We start from the raw sequence: 18,922 nt of genomic DNA on the forward strand, positions 1-18,922 counted from the left end.
CATGCTGTTAAGCCTCGACATCCGGGACATGTTGATCATCGACCGGCTGGACCTCGAGTTCCGGCCGGGTCTGAACGTGCTTACCGGTGAAACCGGGGCCGGCAAGTCCATCCTGCTCGATTCGCTCGGCTTCGTGCTGGGCTGGCGCGGCCGCGCGGACCTCGTGCGCCAGGGCGCGGACGAGGGCGAGGTGACGGCGGTCTTCGCGCTGCCCGACGACCACGCGGCGATGGCGGTGCTGGACGAGGCGGGCATCCCGCGCGGGGACGAACTGATCCTGCGCCGCGTGAACCGATCCAACGGCACCAAGAGCGCGTGGATCAACGACCGCCGCGCCTCCGGCGAAGTGCTGCGCGCCCTGTCGGACACGCTGGTGGAACTTCACGGCCAGCAGGACGACAAGGGGCTTCTGAACCCCCGCACGCACCGCAAGCTGCTCGACGCCTTCGGCGGGCTCGACGGCCAGGTGGCCGACGTGCGCGCGGCGTGGCGGCGGCTGTCGGAGGCGGGCCACGCGCTCCACGCGGCCGAGGAACGGCTGGCAGCCGCGCGCGAGGAAGAGGACTTCCTGCGCCACGCGGCCGGCGAGCTGGAAGCGCTCGATCCGCAGCCGGGCGAGGATGCCGAGCTCGACGAACGCCGCCGCATGATGCAGGCGGGCCAGCGGATCGGCGAGGACGTGACCCGCGCCGCCCAGGCGCTCGGCCCCGGCGAGGGCGCAGAGGGGCGCATGGGCGATGCGCTGCGCTGGCTCGAAGGCGTGGCCGACAGGGCGGGCGAGGCGCTCGACCCGGCGATCGACGCGCTGAATCGTGCGCTGGTGGAGCTGGGCGAGGCGACGCAGGGGGTGGAGTCCGCGCTCGATGCGCTGTCCTTCGATCCGAGCGAGCTTGAGCGGGTCGAGGAGCGGCTTTTCGCGATCCGGGGGCTCGCGCGCAAGCACGGCGTGCTGGCCGACGACCTGGGCGCTTTTGCTGCCGACATTCGCGAAAAGCTCGCCGCGCTGGACAAGGGGGAGGGCGACATCGAAGCGCTGCGCAAGGCCGAGGCCGAGGCGCGCCGCGTCTACGACACCGAGGCCGACGCGTTGAGCGCCGCACGTGCGGAGGCCGCCGGGCGGCTCGACGCGGCGATGTCGGCGGAACTCGCCCCGCTCAAGATGGAACGCGCCGTGTTCACCACCGGGATCGAAGCGGCCGATCCGGGGCCCGAGGGGCATGACGCGGTGACCTTCACCGTGGCGACCAACCCGGGCGCGCCGGCCGGCCCCCTGAACAAGATCGCCTCGGGCGGGGAACTGAGTCGTTTCCTGCTGGCGCTCAAGGTGTGCCTGACCAAGGACGCGCGCGGGCTGACCATGATCTTCGACGAGATCGACCGGGGCGTGGGCGGGGCGACCGCCGACGCGGTCGGGCGGCGGCTGAAGCGGCTGGCGGACGAGGGCGGACAGGTGCTTGTCGTCACGCACTCGCCCCAGGTGGCGGCCCTCGGGGCACATCACTGGCGGGTGGCCAAGGCGGTCGAGGACGACGTGACGCTGTCGCGGGTGACCTCGCTCGACGACGAGGACCGGATCGACGAGATCGCGCGCATGATCTCCGGCGACGTGATCACGCAGGAAGCGCGGGCGGCGGCGCGCAGTCTTCTGGGGTAGCGCTTCGCTCCGGGCAGGTCTCTCGCCGGGTTCGGACACCCTCCGGAGGCGCCGGGTTCGGAACGTGAAAGCCGGTTTTCCCTACTGCCCTTGGCGGCGCGTGTTGCGCAGCTTTTCCCAGATCGGCTTGATGTCCAGCGCGGCGATGCCCACGCCCAGCGGAAACATCCAGAAGCCGAAGATGGGCAGGAAACCGAAGACGCCGAACACCATCAGGAAGAGCCCCACGACCAGGCGAAGGCCCGGCGGCAGCTTGTGCTGGGCGAAAGACATCGTGCGGTCCCAGGCGGCACGAATCCGTTCGCTCACCGGGGCTTTGTCAGCTTTCCGGGATTCAGGATCCCCTGCGGATCCAGGGCCATCTTGATGTCGCTCATCACGTCCCATGCGTGTCCATGTTGTGCGTCCATGTAGGCGAGCTTGCCGATGCCGATCCCGTGCTCGCCCGTAACGGTTCCGCCAAGCCGCAACGCCCGTTCATTCATGCGGGCAGCCAGGGACTTGGCGACATCGAGTTCGGCCGGCTGCCCGGGGTCAACGAGCAGGATAGCATGAAAGTTCCCGTCGCCCACGTGCCCGAGGATCGGCCCCTCGATGATCGAGTCGGCGATGTCGGCGCGCGTCTCCTCGACCGCCTGGGCGAGGGCCGAGATCGGGACGCAGACATCCGTCACCACCGCCGTGGCGCCCTTCTTGAGCCCCAGGCAGGCCCAGTAGGCGTGGTGGCGCATGGTCCAGAGGGCGGTGCGCTCTTCGGGCTTCGTGGCCACCTCGACCCCCGAGGCGCCGAAATCCGCGACGATCTCGCCGAAACGGGCGGCATCCTCGGCGACACTGGCGTCGGAGCCGTGGAATTCCACGAAAAGATGCGGCTGCTCGACCACGTCGGTTCCGGAATAGGCGTTCACCGCGCGCACGGCGTCGGCATCCAGAAACTCGATCCGCGCCATAGGCAGACCCATCTGGATCACCGCGACGACCGCCTCGACCGCATCCTCCATCCGTTCGAAGGCGCAGATTCCCGACGAGACCGCCTCGGGCTGGCCATGCAGGCGCAGCGACAGTTCGGTGATCAGGCCAAGCGTGCCCTCGGACCCCAGGAAAAGGCTGGTCAGGTCGTAGCCGGCCGAGTTCTTGCGCGCTCGCGTGCCGGTGCGGATCACCCGGCCATCGGCCATCACGACCTCGAGCCCCAGGACGTTCTCGCGCATCGTGCCATAGCGCACCGTGGTGGTGCCGGAGGCGCGCGTGGCCGCCATGCCGCCAAGACTCGCGTTGGCCCCCGGGTCGACCGAGAAGAACAGGCCCGTTGCCCGCAGGTCGCGGTTCAGCGCCTCGCGGGTGATGCCTGGCTGCACGACCGCGTCCATGTCGCCCTGGTTGACCTCGAGCACCCGGTTCATGCGGGCGAAGTCGACCGTCAACCCGCCGTGGATCGCGCTGGTGTGTCCTTCCAGCGACGTGCCGGCACCGTAGCCGATCACCGGAACGCCGTGGGCGTGGCAGATCTTCATCAGCTGCGACACCTCTTCGGTCGTCTCCGGATAGGCGACGGCGTCCGGCGGCGCGGCGGCGAAGTGGGTCTCGGAGCCGCCATGTGCGTCCAGATCGGACTTGGAGACGCTCAGGCGATCTCCTAGAAGGTTTGAAAGCTCTGACGTTGCAGCTTTGGTAAGCATGCCTGCCCTCCATGCGGTTCGGCACTGAGTATCGAGTCGGAAAGGCGAAAAAAAGGCCGGGTCCAACGGGATTATGACGCGTTCAGGAACAATTGCGCTCAAAAGGTGGATTTCCGCCGCGAACGCGCACCGGGCCCGTACCCTGGCGGTCATTCGCGAGAAGGGGCCGGGGCAGGCGCAGTTCTGGTTCATGGCGCTGGCGATCGGGGTGGCGGCCGGTTTCGCGGCGCTTTTCTTTCGCAAGGGCATCGATGCGTTGCAGTCGCTGCTCTACGGCACCGAGGACGTGGCCCATCTTCACACCTTCGCGGCCAGCCTGCCGTGGTACCTGATCCTGGCCATCCCGGTCGCGGGCGGGCTGGTCGTGGGCATCATCCTCAACTGGACGACGCATGACGGGCGCGTGCGCGCCGTGGCCGACGTGATCGAGGGCGCGGCGATGTGGGAAGGGCGCGTGGAACGGCGCGCGGGGCTGGGCTCTGCGCTGGCCTCGCTCATCACGCTGTCGACCGGTGGCTCGTCGGGGCGAGAGGGGCCGGTCGTGCACTTGGCGGCGGTCATGGCGACATGGGTGTCGAACCGGATCAACGCCTCGGGCGTGACCGCGCGCGACCTGCTGGGATGCGCCGTGGCCGCGGCCGTATCGGCAAGCTTCAACGCCCCCATCGCCGGCGCGCTCTTCGCGCTCGAGGTGGTGCTGCGCCACTTCGCCGTGCGCGCCTTCGCCCCCATCGCCATCGCGAGCGTCGCGGGCACAGTCATCAACCGGCTGGAGTTCGGCGGCGTGACCGAGTTCGTGCTGCCCCAGAAGGGGGGACTGGCCTTCTACGTGGAGCTGCCGGCCTTCCTGCTCCTCGGGCTCGTCGCGGGCGTGGTGGCGGTGGTGCTCATGCGCTCGATCTTCCTGGCCGACGACATGGGAAACTGGATCCAGCGCAAGACGCCCCTGCCGCGCGTCCTGCGTCCGGCGGTGGCCGGGCTGATGCTGGGGGCGCTCGCGATCTATTTCCCGCACATCATCGGGGTCGGCTACGAGACCACCAGCCGTGCGCTCACGGGTGAACTCATCCTGCACGAGGCGATGGTCTTCGCCGTGCTGAAGGTGATCGCGGTGTCGATCACGATGGGCGGGCGCATGGGGGGCGGCGTGTTCTCACCCGCGCTCATGGTCGGCGCGCTCACCGGGCTCGCCTTCGGACTGATCGCCACGGCGGTGTTCCCGAACGTCTCGGGCAGCGAAACGCTCTACGCGCTGGCGGGCATGGGGGCGGTCGCGGCGGCCGTGCTGGGCGCGCCGATCTCGACCACGATGATCGTGTTCGAGCTTACCGGAGACTGGCAGACGGGGCTTGCGGTGATGGTGAGCGTGTCGATCTCGACCGCGATCTCCACCCGGCTCGTCAACATGTCCTTCTTCCTCACCCAGCTCGCCCGGCGCGGCGTGAAACTGGCCGCCGGGCCGCAGGCCTGGGTGCTGGCGACGCTCCGGGTGGCAAGCGTCATGCGCAAGAAGGAGGACCCCCGCGCGGCGAGCGAGGACCAATGCTGGGAGCTGATCCAGGATGGCGTCTACATCGACGGCAACGCGACGCTGGACGCCGCGATGCCGATCTTCGAACAATCCGGCACGCCCTTCATCCCGGTCGTGACGTTGGCCGGGGAGGGCGAGGGGCCGGAGCTTTGGGGGGCGTTGCACCATGTGGACGCGCTCAAGGCCTTCAACCGGAAACTGGCCGAGGCCGCGCGCGAGGAGCATTCCTGAGCGCTCAGAGCTCCTCGACGGTCACCTTGTCGGTGTAGAAGGCGATGTGGTCCTTGATGCGGGACACCTCGTCGATCGGGTTGTCGTAGGACCAGCCGGCATCCTCGATCACGGTCGATTTCGTCTGAATCGAGTAATAGGTCGCGTCCCCCTTCCACGGGCAGTGCGAGGTCGTGTCGGACCCGTCGAGGAAGGACATGGCGAGATCGGCCTTGGGGAAGTAGATCACCGGGCTCATGTCGCCCTCGGACAGTTCGAGCGCGTTCGAGGTTTCGCCCAGAACCGCGCCGCCCGCGCGCACGACCCATTTGCCCGGCGCCTTGCGGATCTTGATATGGTCAGCCATTCGGGTCCCTCCCTGTTCCCTGCGCGGGGATGCTAGCAGGTTTTTCGTATCTGTTCTGTGTCAAAGTGGCGCACAGGCGTGGGTCAGCCACAGGTGCGCGGGGGCCGAGACGCGGCCCGACAATTTTTCGAGGCACGTCCGGTGATAGGCGTCGAGCCATTCCCGCTCGCCCGCATCCAGCATGTCCGTCAGGATCAGCCGCCGGTCGATCGGCACGTAGGTGAGCGTCTCGAAGCACAGGAAATCGCGGTCGTCGCCCATCGCGGGGCGCTCCGCCTCGGTCACGGCGATCAGGTTCTCGATCCGGATGCCGAAGGCGCCGTTGCGGTAATACCCCGGCTCGTTCGACAGGATCATGCCCGGTTCCAGCGGGACATCGGACACGCGCGACAGGCGCTGCGGCCCCTCGTGCACGGACAGGTAGGAGCCCACGCCGTGCCCCGTGCCGTGGTTGAAATCCTGGTGGGCGAGCCAAAGCGGGTAACGCGCCAGCGCGTCCAGGTGTGCGCCGCTGACGCCACGCGGGAAGCGGGCGCGCGAGATCGCGATCATGCCCTTGAGCACGCGGGTGAAGGCCGCGCGCTCCTCGTCCCCCGCTTCGCCCACGGGCAGGGTGCGGGTGATGTCGGTGGTGCCGTCCACGTACTGGCCGCCGCTGTCGAGCACGACGAGGTTGCCGCGCTCCAGCGTGCGGTTGGTGTCGCGGGTGACGCGGTAGTGCATGATCGCGCCGTGCGGGCCCGCGCCCGCGATCGTGTCGAAGGAGATGTCGCGCAGGTCGTTCGTCGCGCGGCGCTGGCTTTCCAGTTCGGTGACGAGGTCGATCTCGGTCAGCCCGCCGTCGGGGGCGGTGGCATCGTACCAGGTCAGGAACTCGACCATCGCGGCGGCGTCGCGCAGATGGGCGTTGCGCGCGCCCTCGAGCTCGGCGGCGTTCTTGCGCGCCTTGGGCAGGGCGCAGGGGTCCTGGCCCCAGGCCACGGTGCTGCCCTCGGCCTCGAGGATGCGCGAAACGGCGAGCGGCGCGGTCGCCTTGTCCACGCGCACCGGGCCTTCGAGCTCGGCCAGCGCATCGGCGAAATCCGCGATATCAGCGAAAGCCACCCGCTCGCCCGCGATTCCCTCGTCCATCTCGCGGCCCGGTTCGGTGAAGACGAGGCACTTGCCCGCGCGGGTCACGATGGCGAAGCCCTGCATCACCGGGACACGGGGGATATCGCTGCCGCGGATGTTGAAAAGCCAGCAGATCGAATCCGGCGCGGTGAGCACCACCGCCTGCTGTTCATCGGCCTCGAGCGTCTCGACCAGCGCGTCGAGCTTGTCGTCGGTGGATTGACCGGCGAACTCCAGCGGCTGGGCGATGACCGGCTCGGCCGGCGGGGCCGGGCGGTCGGTCCAGACCGCGTCCACGAGGTTGTCGCAGGCGACCATCTCGATCCCGCGGCCCTTGAGTGCTTTCTCGATCGCCTCGATTTCGCCGGCCGTATGCAGCCAGGCATCGAACCCCACCTTTGCGCCCGCCGACAACCGTTCGGCCAGCCAGTCGCCGGGTTTCACCTCGGGCCAGTCGACCGGGGTGAAGGCGTCCAGGTCGACCTGGTCGCGCACCTGCACGCGGTAGCGCCCGTCGACGAAGACCCCGGCCTCGTCCGTCAGCGCGATGCAGAAGCCCGCCGAGCCGGTGAAGCCGGTGAGCCAGCCCAGACGCGCATCCGCGTCGGCCACGTATTCGCCCTGGTAGGCGTCGGCGCGGGGCACGAAGAACCCGTCGAGCCCCTCGTCGGCCATCGCCGCACGCAGCCGGGCCAGCCGGGGCGCACCGTGGGTCGGGTCCGCCGTCGTCTCGAAGCTCTGGAACATCAGGAGGCCTTCCGTATGCCCATCACCCGGGCGCGCGCCCGCGGATCCGCGTCGAAGAGGGCGGCGAGTTGCTCGGTCATCGCACCGGCGAGCTGTTCGACGTCCGTGATCGTGACGGCGCGGTCGTAATACCGCGTCACGTCGTGGCCGATGCCGATCGCCAGAAGCTCGACGGTCTTGCGCCGCTCGACCATCGCGATCACGTCGCGCAGGTGCTTCTCGAGGTAGTTCGCCGGGTTCACCGAGAGCGTGGAATCATCCACCGGCGCCCCGTCGGAGATCACCATGAGGATCTTGCGCGCCTCCTGGCGGCCGATCAGCCGCCGGTGCGCCCATTCCAGCGCCTCGCCGTCGATGTTCTCCTTGAGCAACCCTTCCTTCATCATCAGGCCCAGGTTGGACCGGGTCCGGCGCATCGGCGCGTCGGCGGACTTGTAGATGATGTGGCGCAGGTCGTTCAGGCGGCCGGGGCTCTGCGGGCGACCATCGGCCAGCCACGCCTCGCGCGCCTGTCCGCCCTTCCACGCCCGGGTGGTGAAGCCAAGGATCTCGACCTTCACGTCGCAGCGCTCCAGCGTGCGGGCGAGCACGTCGGCACAGATCGCCGCGATCGAGATCGGGCGGCCGCGCATGGAGCCGGAATTGTCGAGGAGCAGCGTCACGACGGTGTCGCGGAACTCCATGTCCTTCTCGACCTTGAAGCTCAGCGGGGTCGTCGGGTTGGCCACCACGCGGGCCAGGCGCCCGGCATCGAGCACGCCCTCTTCCTTGTCGAACTCCCAGCTGCGGTTCTGCTGCGCCTGCAGGCGGCGCTGCAGCTTGTTGGCCAGCCGCCCGACGGCGCCCTTGAGCGGCTCGAGCTGCTGGTCGAGATAGGCGCGCAGGCGTTCCAGCTCGGCGGGTTCCGCCAGCTCCTCGGCCTTGATCTCTTCATCGTTGTCGGCGCGGTAGACCTTGTAGTTCGGGTCCGCCTCGGACGCGGGCGGCGGGGGCGGCGGCTCGTGGGGCGCGTCGGCCTCGGGCATCTCGGCCTCGTCGCCCATCTCCTCGTCCGCCAGGTCGTCCATCGAGACCTGGGCCTCGCTCTCGTCCTGCTGCTGTTCCTGGTCCTGTTCGGGGGTGGCGCCGCTTTCGTCTTCGGACTCGTCGCTCTCCTCCTGGCCCTCTTCCTGCTGCTGGTCCTCTTCGTCCTGCTCGGCCTCGTCCTCGCTGTCGTCGTCCATGTTGTCGTCGGGGTCTTCGCCCAACTGGTCGCCGTAGCCCAGGTCGTCGATCACCTGGCGGGCGAACTTGGCGAAGGTGGACTGGTCCGAGAGCTTGTCCTGCAGATCCTCGAACGTGTCGCCCGCCTGGCCCTCGATGAAGTCGCGCCACAGGTCGAGCACGTTGGACGCGCCTGCCGGCAGGTCGCGCCCGGTGGCGGCCTGGCGCACGAAGTAGCCGGCGGCGTCGGGCAGGGGGGCGTCGGTCTGCTGGGTGATCCCCGCGAAGCCGCGCTTCATCGCGTCCTCCGCGATCTTGTGGTCGATGTTGGACGCGGTGCCCGGCATCTCGCGCGCCCCCATCGCTTCGCACCGGGCCGTCTCCATCGCCTCGTAGATCGCGCGCGCCATGTCGCCCGAGGGGGCGTAGCGCGTATGGGTCTTGGCGTCGTGGAACTTGTGACGCATGGCGAGCGCATCGGCGGTGCCGCGCGCGAGCAGGACTTCCTCCCGGCTCATGCGCCGGGTCACCTGCGGCAGGCGCATGGTGTCGCCCGACGTGCCGGCCGGGTCGACCGTGTAGGTGACCTGCAGGTCGCCGTCGTCGGCCATCACCTTGGTGGCTTCGGCCAGGGCCTTCTTGAAAGGATCGGCGGGGTTGTCGGAGCTTTTTGCCATGCGTGAGTTAAATCACCGGGCCGAGGCAGGGGCAAGCGGTCACGGTGCGTCGGCAGCGCGCCGCGTGCTTGCACAAAGTCTGCGCCGCTGTGCACATATCATGCCGTTGATGCGGGTGGTTTGTGCGTCCATGTAAGGCTCAACGAACGCTTGAACACACAGGAGACAGGATATGTCCAAACCCCGCATCGCCGTCATCGTCGGCTCCACGCGCCAGGCGCGTTTCGCCGACAAACCCGCCGCCTGGCTGATGGAGAAGGCCGCCGAGCGCACCGACATGGAGGTCGAGCTCGTCGACCTGCGCGACTTCGACCTGCCGCTCTTCGACGAGGTCGCCTCGAACATGTGGGTGCCGTCGCAGGACCCGAAGGCCATCGAATGGCAGCGCAAGGTGGCCGAATACGACGGCTACATCTTCCTCGTGGCCGAGTACAACCACTCGATCACCGGCGCGCTCAAGAACGCGCTCGACCAGGCTTACGTCGAATGGGTGCACAAGCCGATGGCCGCGTTCGGCTACGGTGGCCTGGGTGCGGGCCGTGCGGTCGAGCACCTGCGCGGCATCGGGGTCGAGCTCCAGATGGTGCCGATCCGTCACGCCGTCCACCTAGCCGGTGGCGAACTGATGAAGGTCCACCCGATGGGCAGCGACGGCCCGATGTCCGAGGTCGACCCGATCCTCGCCCCCTCGGCCACCGCGATGTTCGACGACCTCGCCTGGTGGGCGAAGGCCACGATGCAGGCGCGCGAGGAAGAGCAGGCGAAAGCCGCCTGATCCCGTATCTCGCGCAGAGACGAAAGGCCCGCCCCGGTGGCGGGCCTTTTTCGTGCGCGCTTTCAGCCCAGGATGAGCGACCGGCAGCGGCCGATTTCCACCGCGGCACGGTTGGCGGCCCAGGTGGCCTGCGCCTTGTCGTCGTTGAAATGCGCGCGGGTGAGCAGGGCGGTATGCGCCTGTTTCGCCTCGATCCGAAGCGCGAGCGCATTGCGCCGGTCCTCGGGCCGGACCACCGCTTCGAGGAGCGAGATCATGGCGGCGCGTTCTTCCTCCGTCCGGTCGGAGCCCGTGTCGCTCAGCAGCCACTGGAATTCCATCTGCGCCGAAAGCCGCCCGGTGCAGGTGGCGAATTGCCGCGTGAGATCACCCGGCGCGGCGGTGAGTGCGGCGGGGGCGAGCAGGCACAGAGCCCAGGCCCCGACGAATGTTTTCAAACTGCTCATTCCTTGAGCTTCTCACGAAATTTCCGCCGAACAGGCATGCAAAATGAAAACTTTTCGTGAATCGCGCGCGCCGAAATGGGCGGGGAAACATGCGCTTCTCAGCGTAAGGCGCTGAAACTTCTAGGCAATATTCAAATCCCGCGAAAAAGCGCGATGAAGGCCCCCGTGGCAGCGTCGCAACGAGGGGACGGGCCCCGATTTTCCCCGCACCCGCGAATCGCGTTCCCCGAAACGCAACGACCGGCCCCGAGGGGCCGGCCGTGTGAACAGGTCCGGGGTGGTGCGGTTACACGACCGCCACGTTCGCCGCGCTTTCCGGAAGCTCCTCGTCGAAGCAGCGCTGGTAGAACTCGGCGACCGTCTGGCGCTCGAGCTCGTCGCACTTGTTGAGGAACGTCAGGCGGAAGGCATAGCCGATATCGCGGAAGATCTCAGCGTTCTGGGCCCAGTTGATAACGGTCCGGGGCGACATCACCGTCGACAGGTCGCCGTTCATGAAGGCGGTCCGCGTCAGGTCGGCCACGGTGACCATCTGGTTCACCTGCTTGCGGCCCTTCTCGGTGTTGTAGTGCGGCGCCTTGGCCAGCACGATCGCGGCCTCCGCGTCATGGCGCAGGTAGTTCAGGGTCGCGACGAGCGACCAGCGGTCCATCTGCGCCTGGTTGATCTGCTGCGTGCCGTGGTAGAGGCCGGTCGTGTCGCCCAGGCCCACCGTGTTCGAGGTCGCGAACAGGCGGAAGTACTTGTTCGGCGTGATGATCTCGTTCTGGTCCAGAAGCGTGAGCTTGCCGTCATGTTCCAGCACGCGCTGGATGACGAACATCACGTCGGCGCGGCCCGCGTCGTATTCGTCGAACACGATGGCGACGGGGTTGCGCAGCGCCCAGGGCAGGATGCCCTCGTGGAATTCGGTCACCTGCTTGCCGTCGCGCAGCTTGATCGCGTCCTTGCCGATCAGGTCGATCCGGCTGATGTGGCTGTCGAGGTTCACGCGCACCGTCGGCCAGTTCAGCCGGGCGGCGACCTGTTCGATATGCGTCGACTTGCCGGTGCCGTGGTAGCCCTGGATCATCACGCGGCGATTGTGGGAAAAGCCGGCGAGGATCGCCATCGTCGTGTCGGGATCGAATTTGTAGGTCGTGTCGAGTTCCGGCACGCGGTCCGAAGCTTCCGCGAAGCCCTTCACCATCATGTCCGTGTCGATTCCGAACACCTCGCGCACCGAAACGTCTTCGGTCGGTTTCGCGGTGATGTCGCTCGTTCCGTCAGCCATCGGTGGTCCTTTGTCCGCAATCTGGGTCTGTCGCGGCACCATATAGCAATGGTGGCCGAGGAAAAGGGGGGCGCGCGTCACACGCATTGCGCAGCGGCGCATTTTGCCTACAGTGACGTGAGGTTCACGAGGTGGCATGGCAACGCGCGAAGAGATTGATGGCTGGATAGCCCGATGTGCCCTCGGCGATCGCGGTGCGTTCCAAAGCCTCTATGATCACACATCGGCGAAACTTTTCGGCGTCACGCTGCGTGTCTTGAAGGACAGAAGCGAGGCCGAGGATGCATTGCAGGACATCTATGTGAAGGTTTGGCGCAATGCCAAACGCTACTCGTCGGGCGGGGCGAGCCCGATGACGTGGCTTATCACGATCGCGCGAAACCACGCGATCGACCGCCTGCGCGCGCGCAGGGACACGGAGGGCGACGATGCCATCGCGGCCATGCCCGACCGGGCCCCGGGGCCCGAAGCACGCGCCGTGGCCGCCTCCGAGGCGCGCCGGGTCGAGGAATGTTTCGACACGCTCGAACCCGACCGGGCACAGGCGGTTCGCCGTGCCTATCTTGATGGCGAAACCTATGCCGATCTCGCCCGGCACTTCGAAGTGCCGTTGAATACGATGCGTACGTGGCTGCGTCGCAGCCTGATCAAACTGAAGGAATGTCTCGAGCCATGAGCGAGACGGAACTGCCAGAAGACGACCGTGCCCTTGCCGGCGAATACGTGCTGGGGTTGATGTCGCAGGACGAGGCGGCGGCCTTCGCCGCCCGCATGCGCCGTGAACAGGCGCTGGCCGCGCTCGTCGTCGCCTGGCAGGAGGATTTCGCCCAGCTCACGGACGAGGTCGACGAGGTCGCCCCGCCGTCGCGCGTGTGGCGCAAGCTCGACCGCCGCCTCTTCGCGGGCACGCGCGGGCCGCGCTGGCTGCTGGCGGGGATTCCGGGCGTGCTGGCCGCCGCGCTCGCGCTGGTGCTGCTTCTCGTGCCGTTGCCCGACGGCGGCGTGCGGCCGCCGTCCGACCCCGTGTACCATGCCGACCTGGCCTCGGAAGGCGGCGAGCTGATCCTGGCCGCGGGCTATGACGCCGAGACCGGCGAGCTCTACGTGGAACCGCGTCGCGCGCCGGAGCCGGGCACGGATCACGAGCTCTGGCTCATCGCGGGCAACAACGCGCCGGTGTCGATGGGCGTGCTGCCCGCGGACGCGCCGGCCCGCCTGTCGGTCGACCCGACGCTGGCCGACCAGCTTGCCGGTGGCACGCTCGCCGTGTCGGTGGAGCCCGTCGGCGGCTCGCCCACCGGCGCACCCACGGGTCCGGTGATCGCGACGGGCGCTGTCGAAACGCTCTGATCCGCCGCACGCCGGGATGTTTCACCGGTGCCGGCGGAAATTTCACATAATTTGTCTTTGAAATTCAGGGGGTTGGAATTTTTCCGCGAAAAATCTCGCATCCCCTGAAACTCCCTCCGGCCACCGCCCGTGGCTTCCAGTGATCCCGGCCAGGACGGTTCGGGACGGACAAAGACCAAAAGGGAGACAAACATGCTTCGCACGAAAATCCTGACCGCCACCACAGCCATCGCCATGACCGCGGGCGCCGCCTTTGCCGGCAGCCACTCGGAAACCGGCAACCCGATGGTGGGCGGCGCGCCGATGTTCGCCGACAAGACGATCGTCGAGAACGCGGTGAATTCCGAAGACCACACCACGCTCGTCGCCGCCGTGAAGGCCGCCGGGCTCGTGGAGACGCTGAGCGGCGAAGGCCCGTTCACCGTGTTCGCGCCGACCAACGCGGCGTTCGATCACCTGGCCGCCGGTACGGTCGAAAGCCTGCTCGAGCCGGAGAACAAGGACCAGCTCGTGAAGGTGCTCACCTGCCACGTGGTCGCGGCCGATGCCATGTCGATGGCCATCAAGGGCATGATCGACGATGACGGCGGCACCCACCCGGTCGAGACCGTGGGCGGCTGCACGCTGCAGGCGACCTACGACGGCGACACGATCATGATCGAGGACGAGCGCGGGCGCACCGCCGAAGTCACGATCGCCGACGTGAAGCAGTCGAACGGCGTGATCCATGTCATCGACGAGGTCCTGCTCCCCGCGATGTAATAGGCTCGAGGTCGAGCAGAGGCGGGGGCGCGGACCACAGCCGCGCCCCCGCCGCCACGTCACAGGAAAGGAGGCCCCCATGAAACGCCGCACGTTCCTCGCGACAAGCGTCGCCGCACTCGCCACCCCCGCCTTCGCGGGCAAGGAAGGCGTCACCTACGAGGTGACCCGCAGCGAGGCGGAGTGGCGCGCCATGCTCACGGACGCCGAATTCGCGGTGATGCGCGAAGAGGGGACCGAGCCCGCCTTCACCTTGCCGCTGAACGACGAGACCCGGAAGGGCACGTTCCATTGCAAGGGCTGCGACCAGGCGCTCTATGCCTCCGAGACCAAGTTCAAGAGCGGCACCGGCTGGCCGTCCTTCTACGACAACATCCCCGGCGCGATCGGCACCAAGAAGGACCGCAAACTGCTCTTCAGCGTGCGCACCAAATGCCACTGTTCGCGCTGCGGCTCGCACCTGGGCCACATCTTCGATGACGGCCCCGAGCCCACCGGCAAGCGCCACTGCATCAACGGCGTCAGCCTGACGTTCACCCCGGCGTCCGCCTGACGCCCCAACGAACGGTCCGTGCCGGCCCAGTCCGGCGTGGTCCCAGCGGCGGGCCGATTTGTCTGTCCCGTCCCCCGGTCCGCCGCACTTTCGCCTCCTGGTCCCGCGCATTGTGAGTGGACGGGAACTCTGCTCAACTGCGGGCATGAAGAAAACGCTCCGCGAACTCTACGAAGGCCATACCGACCGCGCGCATCGGTTCCGCTACGCGCTCCTGACCTTCGACCTGACCACGATCGCCTTCGTGATCGGCACGTCGTTCTTCGAGCATGGCCCGGTTGTCGAGACGATCGACATGGTGATCGGGGCCGTGATCCTCGCCGATTTCGCGGCGCATCTCTACGTCACCCGCGCCAAGGCGCGCCATTTCATGAAGCTGTCGACGTGGGCGGACCTGATCGCGATGGTCAGCTTCCTGGCCCCGATCGCGGGCGAGGGCTTCGGCTTCCTGCGCATCCTGCGCACGCTCCGGCTCCTGCACACCTACCAGCTCGCCGCGCGGCTCAGGAAGGATTTCAAGTTCTTCCGCCAGAACGAACACGTGCTGCTGGCGACCGTGAACCTCGTGGTGTTCCTTTTCGTGATGACCGGCCTCATCTACGCGACGCAGGCCGAACAGAACCCCGAGATCGGCAACTACGCCGACGCGCTCTACTTCACCGTGACCACGCTCACCACCACCGGCTTCGGCGACATCACGCTTCAGGGCACGGCGGGCAAGATGCTGTCGGTGGCCGTCATGATCGTGGGGATCACGCTGTTCCTGCGCCTGGCCACGGCGCTGTTCCGGCCCCCGAAGGTGCGCCACGAATGTGAAAACTGCGGGCTGTTGCTGCACGACCCCGACGCGGTGCACTGCAAGCATTGCGGGGCCACGGTGAAGATCGAGACCGAGGGCCTGGTCTGAACCACGGCTCAGGTGGGGGCCGCGTCCGCCATGAGGGCGCGCAATGCGTCGGCATTGCGCGCGGCCCAGTCCGACAGGGTTTCCGGGGCACGCCCGAGGATACGCTCGACATCGCCCGGCCGGGGTGCCTCGGGCCGAAGGCGGGGCAGGGTGTGCAGAAGCAGCATCACCGCGATGTAGGACCACGGCTGCCCCTGCCGCCGGGCGTGGGCCACGAAGCCCGCGACCGATTTCGGCGCGTAGCGAAAGCCGGTCCCCGCGGCGCCGTTCACCGCGTCGAGGGCGGCAGCGAAGTCCATCGCGTGCCCGGTGGTCACGCGGAGCGCCTCGGGCACCGTCCCGGCCGTCATGGCCCAGGCAGCCATCGCGCCCACGTCGCGCGCCGAGATCCAGTCGAAGCCGAGCTTGCCCGCGGGCAGGACGACACGGCCCGTGCGCGCGAGCTCATCGGCCAGCGTGGTCGTCAGGTTCTCCATGAAATAGCCGGGACGCACGAAGCAGTGGGCGAAGCCCGCCTCCCGGATCACCGCCTCGATCTTCGCATGGGGCAGGTAGCTCTTCGTCTCGGCCCCGGCGACCGACAGGAACACGATCCGGGTGTCGCGTGCATGGGTGGAGAGGAACCTGCGGAACGGGGCTGGGTCGGCAAGCGCGGGCGGACGCATCAGGAAGATCGCGTCGAAGGCGGCGTCCGGGCCGCGGCCGGTTGCGAGGTCCAAGGCGACCGCCGGTTCGGCCCCGTGCCAGCGCGCGGGGTCGCGCAGCCCCACGGTCACGTCGTGGCCACCGCCGCCGAGCGCGCGCAGCACTTCGCGCCCGACGTTTCCGGTGGCCCCCGTGACCAGCAGGCGGCGGGGCGTCACTTGAAGTTCCGGCTTTCCTTGATCTGGTCCCAGGCCCAGACGACCTGCTGAAGCTGCTCTTCCTGGCTGCGGTCGCCGCCGTTCATGTCCGGGTGCAGCACCTTGATCAGCGCCTTGTAGGCCTTGCGCACCTCGGCCTTGGTCCAGTGGTCCTTGGCGTCGAGGATCTCGATCGCGCGCCGCTCGGTGGGCGGCAGGCGGCGGGTGCCGGTCACGGACTTGCCGGGGTTCTGGGTGGCGTTGGCGCCCAGAACCTGGTGCGGGTCGTCGACGCCCAGGCGCGACCAGGCACGCTGTTCGCGCGAGCGGAACGACTTCGTCTCACGCTCCCAGACCTTGTCCTTGTTGGCCTGGTCGTCCATTTCTTCTTCGGTCGCGCCGTTGAAGAAATTCCACTTCAGATTGTACTCGCGCACGTGCTCCTTGCAGAACCACAGGTACTCGTCGAGGTGGTCGGGACTGCGCGGCGCGCGGTATTGCCCCTGTTCCTCGCACCCGGGATGCTCGCATACGCGCGTCGAGGTTTCGAACGCACCAGACATGCCGCGCTTGCCGCGCGTGCGCTTTTTTTTCGAGGCCGACACCGAAATGTCAAAACCGAAAGGATCGCTGCTCTTATCCATGAACCCACTCTTTTCGACTCGGACGAGGGAGTTTAGTGCATTTTCCCGACATGAGAAGGGACCTGCCCGAAAAAGGCGGTCCCCCGCCCAAAAACTTTCGTGACCGCCCCGCCGGGGCGGGGAAAGGAGACCCGATGGCCCGGGAAGACGAGATCCGCACCGCGCTCGAGACGGCCTTCGCGCCGCGCGAACTGGAGGTGATCAACGAGAGCCACCGTCACGCGGGCCACGCGGGCGACGACGGGTCCGGTGAAAGCCATTTCCGCGTGCGTATCGTGGCAGACGCCTTCGCCGGCCAGTCGCGGGTGGCGCGCCACCGGGCGGTGCACGCCGCGCTGGGTCCCGCGCTCATGGGCAAGATCCACGCGCTCGCGCTCGACGTGCAGGGCTGATCAGGCGACGGTCGTCCGGCTGTCGCGGTCTTCGTCGTCCTCCCCCTGGCTCTCGTCGTCGGACGCATCCTCCGACGAGGTGCCTGCGGCGGCCGCGCGGTCCTCCGTCTCCGGGGCCGGCTCTTCCGCCTCGGGCGCTTCTTCCGGCGTGTCCTCGGCGGTGCTGCTCTCGACCTTGCTCTCGACACGGTCGATCAGGCGGGCGTGCGTTGCGTCCGGCTCGGACACGTCGGGGAAGGCGGGCCGGTCCTCGGACTCGGTCACGACCTGCGCCTCGGTCGCCGAGGGCAGGCGCGGGAAGCTCTCCTCGGTCAGCGCCTCGACCTGCGCGCCCAGGCTCGAGGGGTGCACGACCGCGTCGCCGGTCACTTCACGGCGGAAGACGAGCATGTTTTGGAACACCGTGGTGCGCCCGGTGAGCCCCGTGCGTTCCTCGGACGGCAGCGTGTCGGTGCGCAGGTATTCCCAGCCCTCGGCCGCCATGTCGTTCATGCAGTCCGTGAGCGCATGGGCGAACCGGGCTTCGGCGCCGCGCACGCCCTTGGCCTTCTTGCCCTTCTTGGGGGCGGGAACCGCCCGGTATTCGTACCGTTGCATGGGGTCTCTCCATCTGACCGTTGGCCCTTAGCAGATTCGCGACACCAAAGTCCAAGCGGGTGCCCCGCCCATCGGCGGTGTCGCGCGCGCCGGTGCCTCAGCGCCGGGTGATGCCGATCCGCCGTCCGGCACGCTCTGGCCAGGTGTCGGGCTTGTGACGCTCGTGGAAGGCCGCGAGCTTGGCCTGCACGTCGGCGGGCATGGGCGCGACCTTGGGGCCGGACATGTCCACGTGCAGCCCCAGCGCCTCGCCGGTGGCGGCGATCCAGCCGTCCTCGTGGTGGATCTCCTGGAAGGTGTGGAACCGCTTCTCGTCGTAGTCGAGCAGCCAGGAATGCACCCGGACCTTCGCGTCGAGGTGCAGCTCGCGCAGGTAGCAGATGTGGAACTCGGCCGTGTAGGTCGTGAAGCCGCGCTCCTGCAGGTACTCTGCGCCGAAACCGATGTCCGGGTAGAAATCGTCCGCCGCCGTGTCGAACAGCACGTTGTAGTAGGCCATGTTGAGATGGCCGTTGTAGTCGATCCACTCCGGCTTGATCGTCTTGATCTCCGAGATATGCGGCGTTCCCATGCGTCCCTCCGTCTGGTTTTCGCGCAAGCTAGGCGAGGGGGGCGCCCAAGGGAAGGGGCGGGTGTTGCGCCGCCCCGGCTGCGCCGGGCCGTCGCGGCGGGCACGCGCCTGCGGCGCGTCCGGAGGGCGCTGCCCTCCGGACCTCCCGAGGTATTTCTCAAACGAAGAAGGGGTGCGGCGTTCGGGCGGCTGGCGCCGGGGGCGCGGCGGGCGTAAGGAACACGCCATGACCCGGACCTTGCCTGCGTGCCCCGACTGTGCCTCGACCTTCACCTACGAGATGGACGCGCTGCTCGTCTGCCCCGAATGCGGACACGAGTGGACGCCGCAGGCCGAGGCGCGGGTGCGCGATGCCGTGGGCAACATCCTGAGCGACGGCGACACCGTGACGGTCATCAAGGACCTGAAGGTCCGGGGTACGTCCTCCGTGGTCAAGGTGGGCACGAAGGTGCGCGGCATCCGCCTGGTCGAAGGCGACCACGACATCGACTGCAAGGTGCCCGGGATCGGGCAGATGGGGCTGAAGAGCCAGTTCGTGAAGAAGGTCTCCGGGTAGGAGGAGGTCCGCTCACGGCGGGGCCTGCACCCCGGACGGTGCAGCGGCGGGCTTGATGGCCCGGGCGCGCTGT

General features: G+C 68.0%; 21 protein-coding genes. 10 read left to right on the forward strand and 11 right to left on the reverse strand.

Annotated elements, in window-relative coordinates; all coding sequences use genetic code 11:
* The first annotated feature begins 1 nt into the window (after position 1).
* The gene (gene recN / locus GQE99_RS07435) at positions 2-1,654 is read left to right on the forward strand and encodes a DNA repair protein RecN (protein WP_161350972.1); all 1,653 of its coding nucleotides are present in this window, start codon (positions 2-4) and stop codon (positions 1,652-1,654) included.
* Between the two features lie 81 nt (positions 1,655-1,735).
* On the opposite strand, the gene GQE99_RS07440 is transcribed toward recN, so the two are convergent.
* Complete coding sequence (locus GQE99_RS07440) at positions 1,736-1,963, reverse strand: hypothetical protein (RefSeq protein ID WP_328794071.1); 228 nt, start codon at positions 1,961-1,963, stop codon at positions 1,736-1,738.
* Positions 1,960-3,333 (reverse strand): FAD-binding oxidoreductase, encoded by a 1,374-nt coding sequence (locus GQE99_RS07445; RefSeq protein WP_161350973.1) that lies wholly within the window; start codon positions 3,331-3,333, stop codon positions 1,960-1,962. Before GQE99_RS07445 ends, GQE99_RS07440 begins: the two co-directional genes overlap by 4 nt.
* A 73-nt stretch (positions 3,334-3,406) precedes the next feature.
* On the opposite strand from GQE99_RS07445, the gene GQE99_RS07450 reads away from it, so the two are divergent.
* On the forward strand, positions 3,407-5,095 hold the full coding sequence (locus tag GQE99_RS07450; protein WP_161350974.1) for a chloride channel protein: 1,689 nt from the start codon (positions 3,407-3,409) through the stop codon (positions 5,093-5,095).
* A gap of 4 nt (positions 5,096-5,099) precedes the next feature.
* On the opposite strand, the gene GQE99_RS07455 is transcribed toward GQE99_RS07450, so the two are convergent.
* The 3 genes from GQE99_RS07455 to cobT are packed head-to-tail and all read right to left on the reverse strand — an operon-like array spanning position 5,100 to position 9,181.
* The gene (locus GQE99_RS07455) at positions 5,100-5,441 is read right to left on the reverse strand and encodes a DUF427 domain-containing protein (RefSeq protein WP_161350975.1); all 342 of its coding nucleotides are present in this window, start codon (positions 5,439-5,441) and stop codon (positions 5,100-5,102) included.
* Between the two features lie 60 nt (positions 5,442-5,501).
* Positions 5,502-7,301, reverse strand: a complete 1,800-nt coding sequence (locus GQE99_RS07460; RefSeq protein WP_161350976.1) for an aminopeptidase P family protein — start codon at positions 7,299-7,301, stop codon at positions 5,502-5,504.
* A complete protein-coding gene (gene cobT, locus GQE99_RS07465) occupies positions 7,301-9,181 on the reverse strand; it encodes a cobaltochelatase subunit CobT (protein WP_161350977.1) in 1,881 nt (626 codons plus the stop codon). Before cobT ends, GQE99_RS07460 begins: the two co-directional genes overlap by 1 nt.
* 172 nt (positions 9,182-9,353) lie before the next feature.
* Between cobT and GQE99_RS07470 the strand changes: the two genes are divergently transcribed.
* Positions 9,354-9,956, forward strand: coding sequence for an NADPH-dependent FMN reductase (locus tag GQE99_RS07470; RefSeq protein WP_161350978.1), 603 nt, complete (start codon positions 9,354-9,356; stop codon positions 9,954-9,956).
* Positions 9,957-10,018: 62 nt separating this feature from the next.
* Here GQE99_RS07470 and GQE99_RS07475 read toward each other — a convergent pair whose 3' ends face one another.
* Together GQE99_RS07475 and cobS are read right to left on the reverse strand one after the other, a co-directional pair.
* Positions 10,019-10,402: a hypothetical protein gene (locus GQE99_RS07475; protein ID WP_161350979.1), complete on the reverse strand. Its 384-nt coding sequence runs from the start codon at positions 10,400-10,402 to the stop codon at positions 10,019-10,021.
* Between the two features lie 286 nt (positions 10,403-10,688).
* Positions 10,689-11,675 carry a cobaltochelatase subunit CobS gene (gene cobS, locus GQE99_RS07480; RefSeq protein ID WP_161350980.1) on the reverse strand — a complete coding sequence of 329 codons (987 nt, stop codon included), beginning with the start codon at positions 11,673-11,675 and terminating at the stop codon, positions 10,689-10,691.
* 136 nt (positions 11,676-11,811) lie between these two features.
* Between cobS and GQE99_RS07485 the strand changes: the two genes are divergently transcribed.
* From GQE99_RS07485 to GQE99_RS07505, 5 genes are all read left to right on the forward strand, one after another.
* Positions 11,812-12,351 (forward strand): sigma-70 family RNA polymerase sigma factor, encoded by a 540-nt coding sequence (locus GQE99_RS07485; protein WP_161350981.1) that lies wholly within the window; start codon positions 11,812-11,814, stop codon positions 12,349-12,351.
* Positions 12,348-13,025 carry an anti-sigma factor gene (locus tag GQE99_RS07490; RefSeq protein ID WP_161350982.1) on the forward strand — a complete coding sequence of 226 codons (678 nt, stop codon included), beginning with the start codon at positions 12,348-12,350 and terminating at the stop codon, positions 13,023-13,025. Before GQE99_RS07485 ends, GQE99_RS07490 begins: the two co-directional genes overlap by 4 nt.
* Before the next feature lie 192 nt (positions 13,026-13,217).
* Positions 13,218-13,787 (forward strand): fasciclin domain-containing protein, encoded by a 570-nt coding sequence (locus GQE99_RS07495; RefSeq protein WP_161350983.1) that lies wholly within the window; start codon positions 13,218-13,220, stop codon positions 13,785-13,787.
* A 79-nt stretch (positions 13,788-13,866) separates the two neighbouring features.
* Positions 13,867-14,340, forward strand: a complete 474-nt coding sequence (gene msrB, locus GQE99_RS07500) for a peptide-methionine (R)-S-oxide reductase MsrB (protein WP_161350984.1) — start codon at positions 13,867-13,869, stop codon at positions 14,338-14,340.
* Positions 14,341-14,485: 145 nt separating this feature from the next.
* Positions 14,486-15,247, forward strand: a complete 762-nt coding sequence (locus tag GQE99_RS07505; RefSeq protein ID WP_161350985.1) for an ion channel — start codon at positions 14,486-14,488, stop codon at positions 15,245-15,247.
* A gap of 8 nt (positions 15,248-15,255) precedes the next feature.
* Here GQE99_RS07505 and GQE99_RS07510 read toward each other — a convergent pair whose 3' ends face one another.
* A complete protein-coding gene (locus tag GQE99_RS07510) occupies positions 15,256-16,110 on the reverse strand; it encodes an SDR family oxidoreductase (protein WP_161350986.1) in 855 nt (284 codons plus the stop codon).
* Positions 16,107-16,733: a J domain-containing protein gene (locus tag GQE99_RS07515; RefSeq protein ID WP_161350987.1), complete on the reverse strand. Its 627-nt coding sequence runs from the start codon at positions 16,731-16,733 to the stop codon at positions 16,107-16,109. Before GQE99_RS07515 ends, GQE99_RS07510 begins: the two co-directional genes overlap by 4 nt.
* A gap of 134 nt (positions 16,734-16,867) precedes the next feature.
* Here GQE99_RS07515 and GQE99_RS07520 point away from each other — a divergent pair, with 134 nt between their 5' ends.
* Positions 16,868-17,125: a BolA family protein gene (locus tag GQE99_RS07520; RefSeq protein WP_161350988.1), complete on the forward strand. Its 258-nt coding sequence runs from the start codon at positions 16,868-16,870 to the stop codon at positions 17,123-17,125.
* On the opposite strand, the gene GQE99_RS21515 is transcribed toward GQE99_RS07520, so the two are convergent.
* Together GQE99_RS21515 and GQE99_RS07530 are read right to left on the reverse strand one after the other, a co-directional pair.
* The gene (locus GQE99_RS21515) at positions 17,126-17,722 is read right to left on the reverse strand and encodes a DUF4177 domain-containing protein (RefSeq protein ID WP_235917156.1); all 597 of its coding nucleotides are present in this window, start codon (positions 17,720-17,722) and stop codon (positions 17,126-17,128) included.
* A gap of 97 nt (positions 17,723-17,819) precedes the next feature.
* Positions 17,820-18,293: a thioesterase family protein gene (locus tag GQE99_RS07530; RefSeq protein WP_161350989.1), complete on the reverse strand. Its 474-nt coding sequence runs from the start codon at positions 18,291-18,293 to the stop codon at positions 17,820-17,822.
* A 226-nt stretch (positions 18,294-18,519) separates the two neighbouring features.
* Here GQE99_RS07530 and GQE99_RS07535 point away from each other — a divergent pair, with 226 nt between their 5' ends.
* Positions 18,520-18,849 carry a zinc ribbon domain-containing protein YjdM gene (locus tag GQE99_RS07535; protein WP_161350990.1) on the forward strand — a complete coding sequence of 110 codons (330 nt, stop codon included), beginning with the start codon at positions 18,520-18,522 and terminating at the stop codon, positions 18,847-18,849.
* The last annotated feature ends 73 nt before the right edge of the window (positions 18,850-18,922 follow it).

Origin of the sequence: Maritimibacter harenae (genome assembly GCF_009882975.1) — a bacterium.
In the GTDB taxonomy this organism is placed as follows: domain Bacteria; phylum Pseudomonadota; class Alphaproteobacteria; order Rhodobacterales; family Rhodobacteraceae; genus Maritimibacter; species Maritimibacter harenae.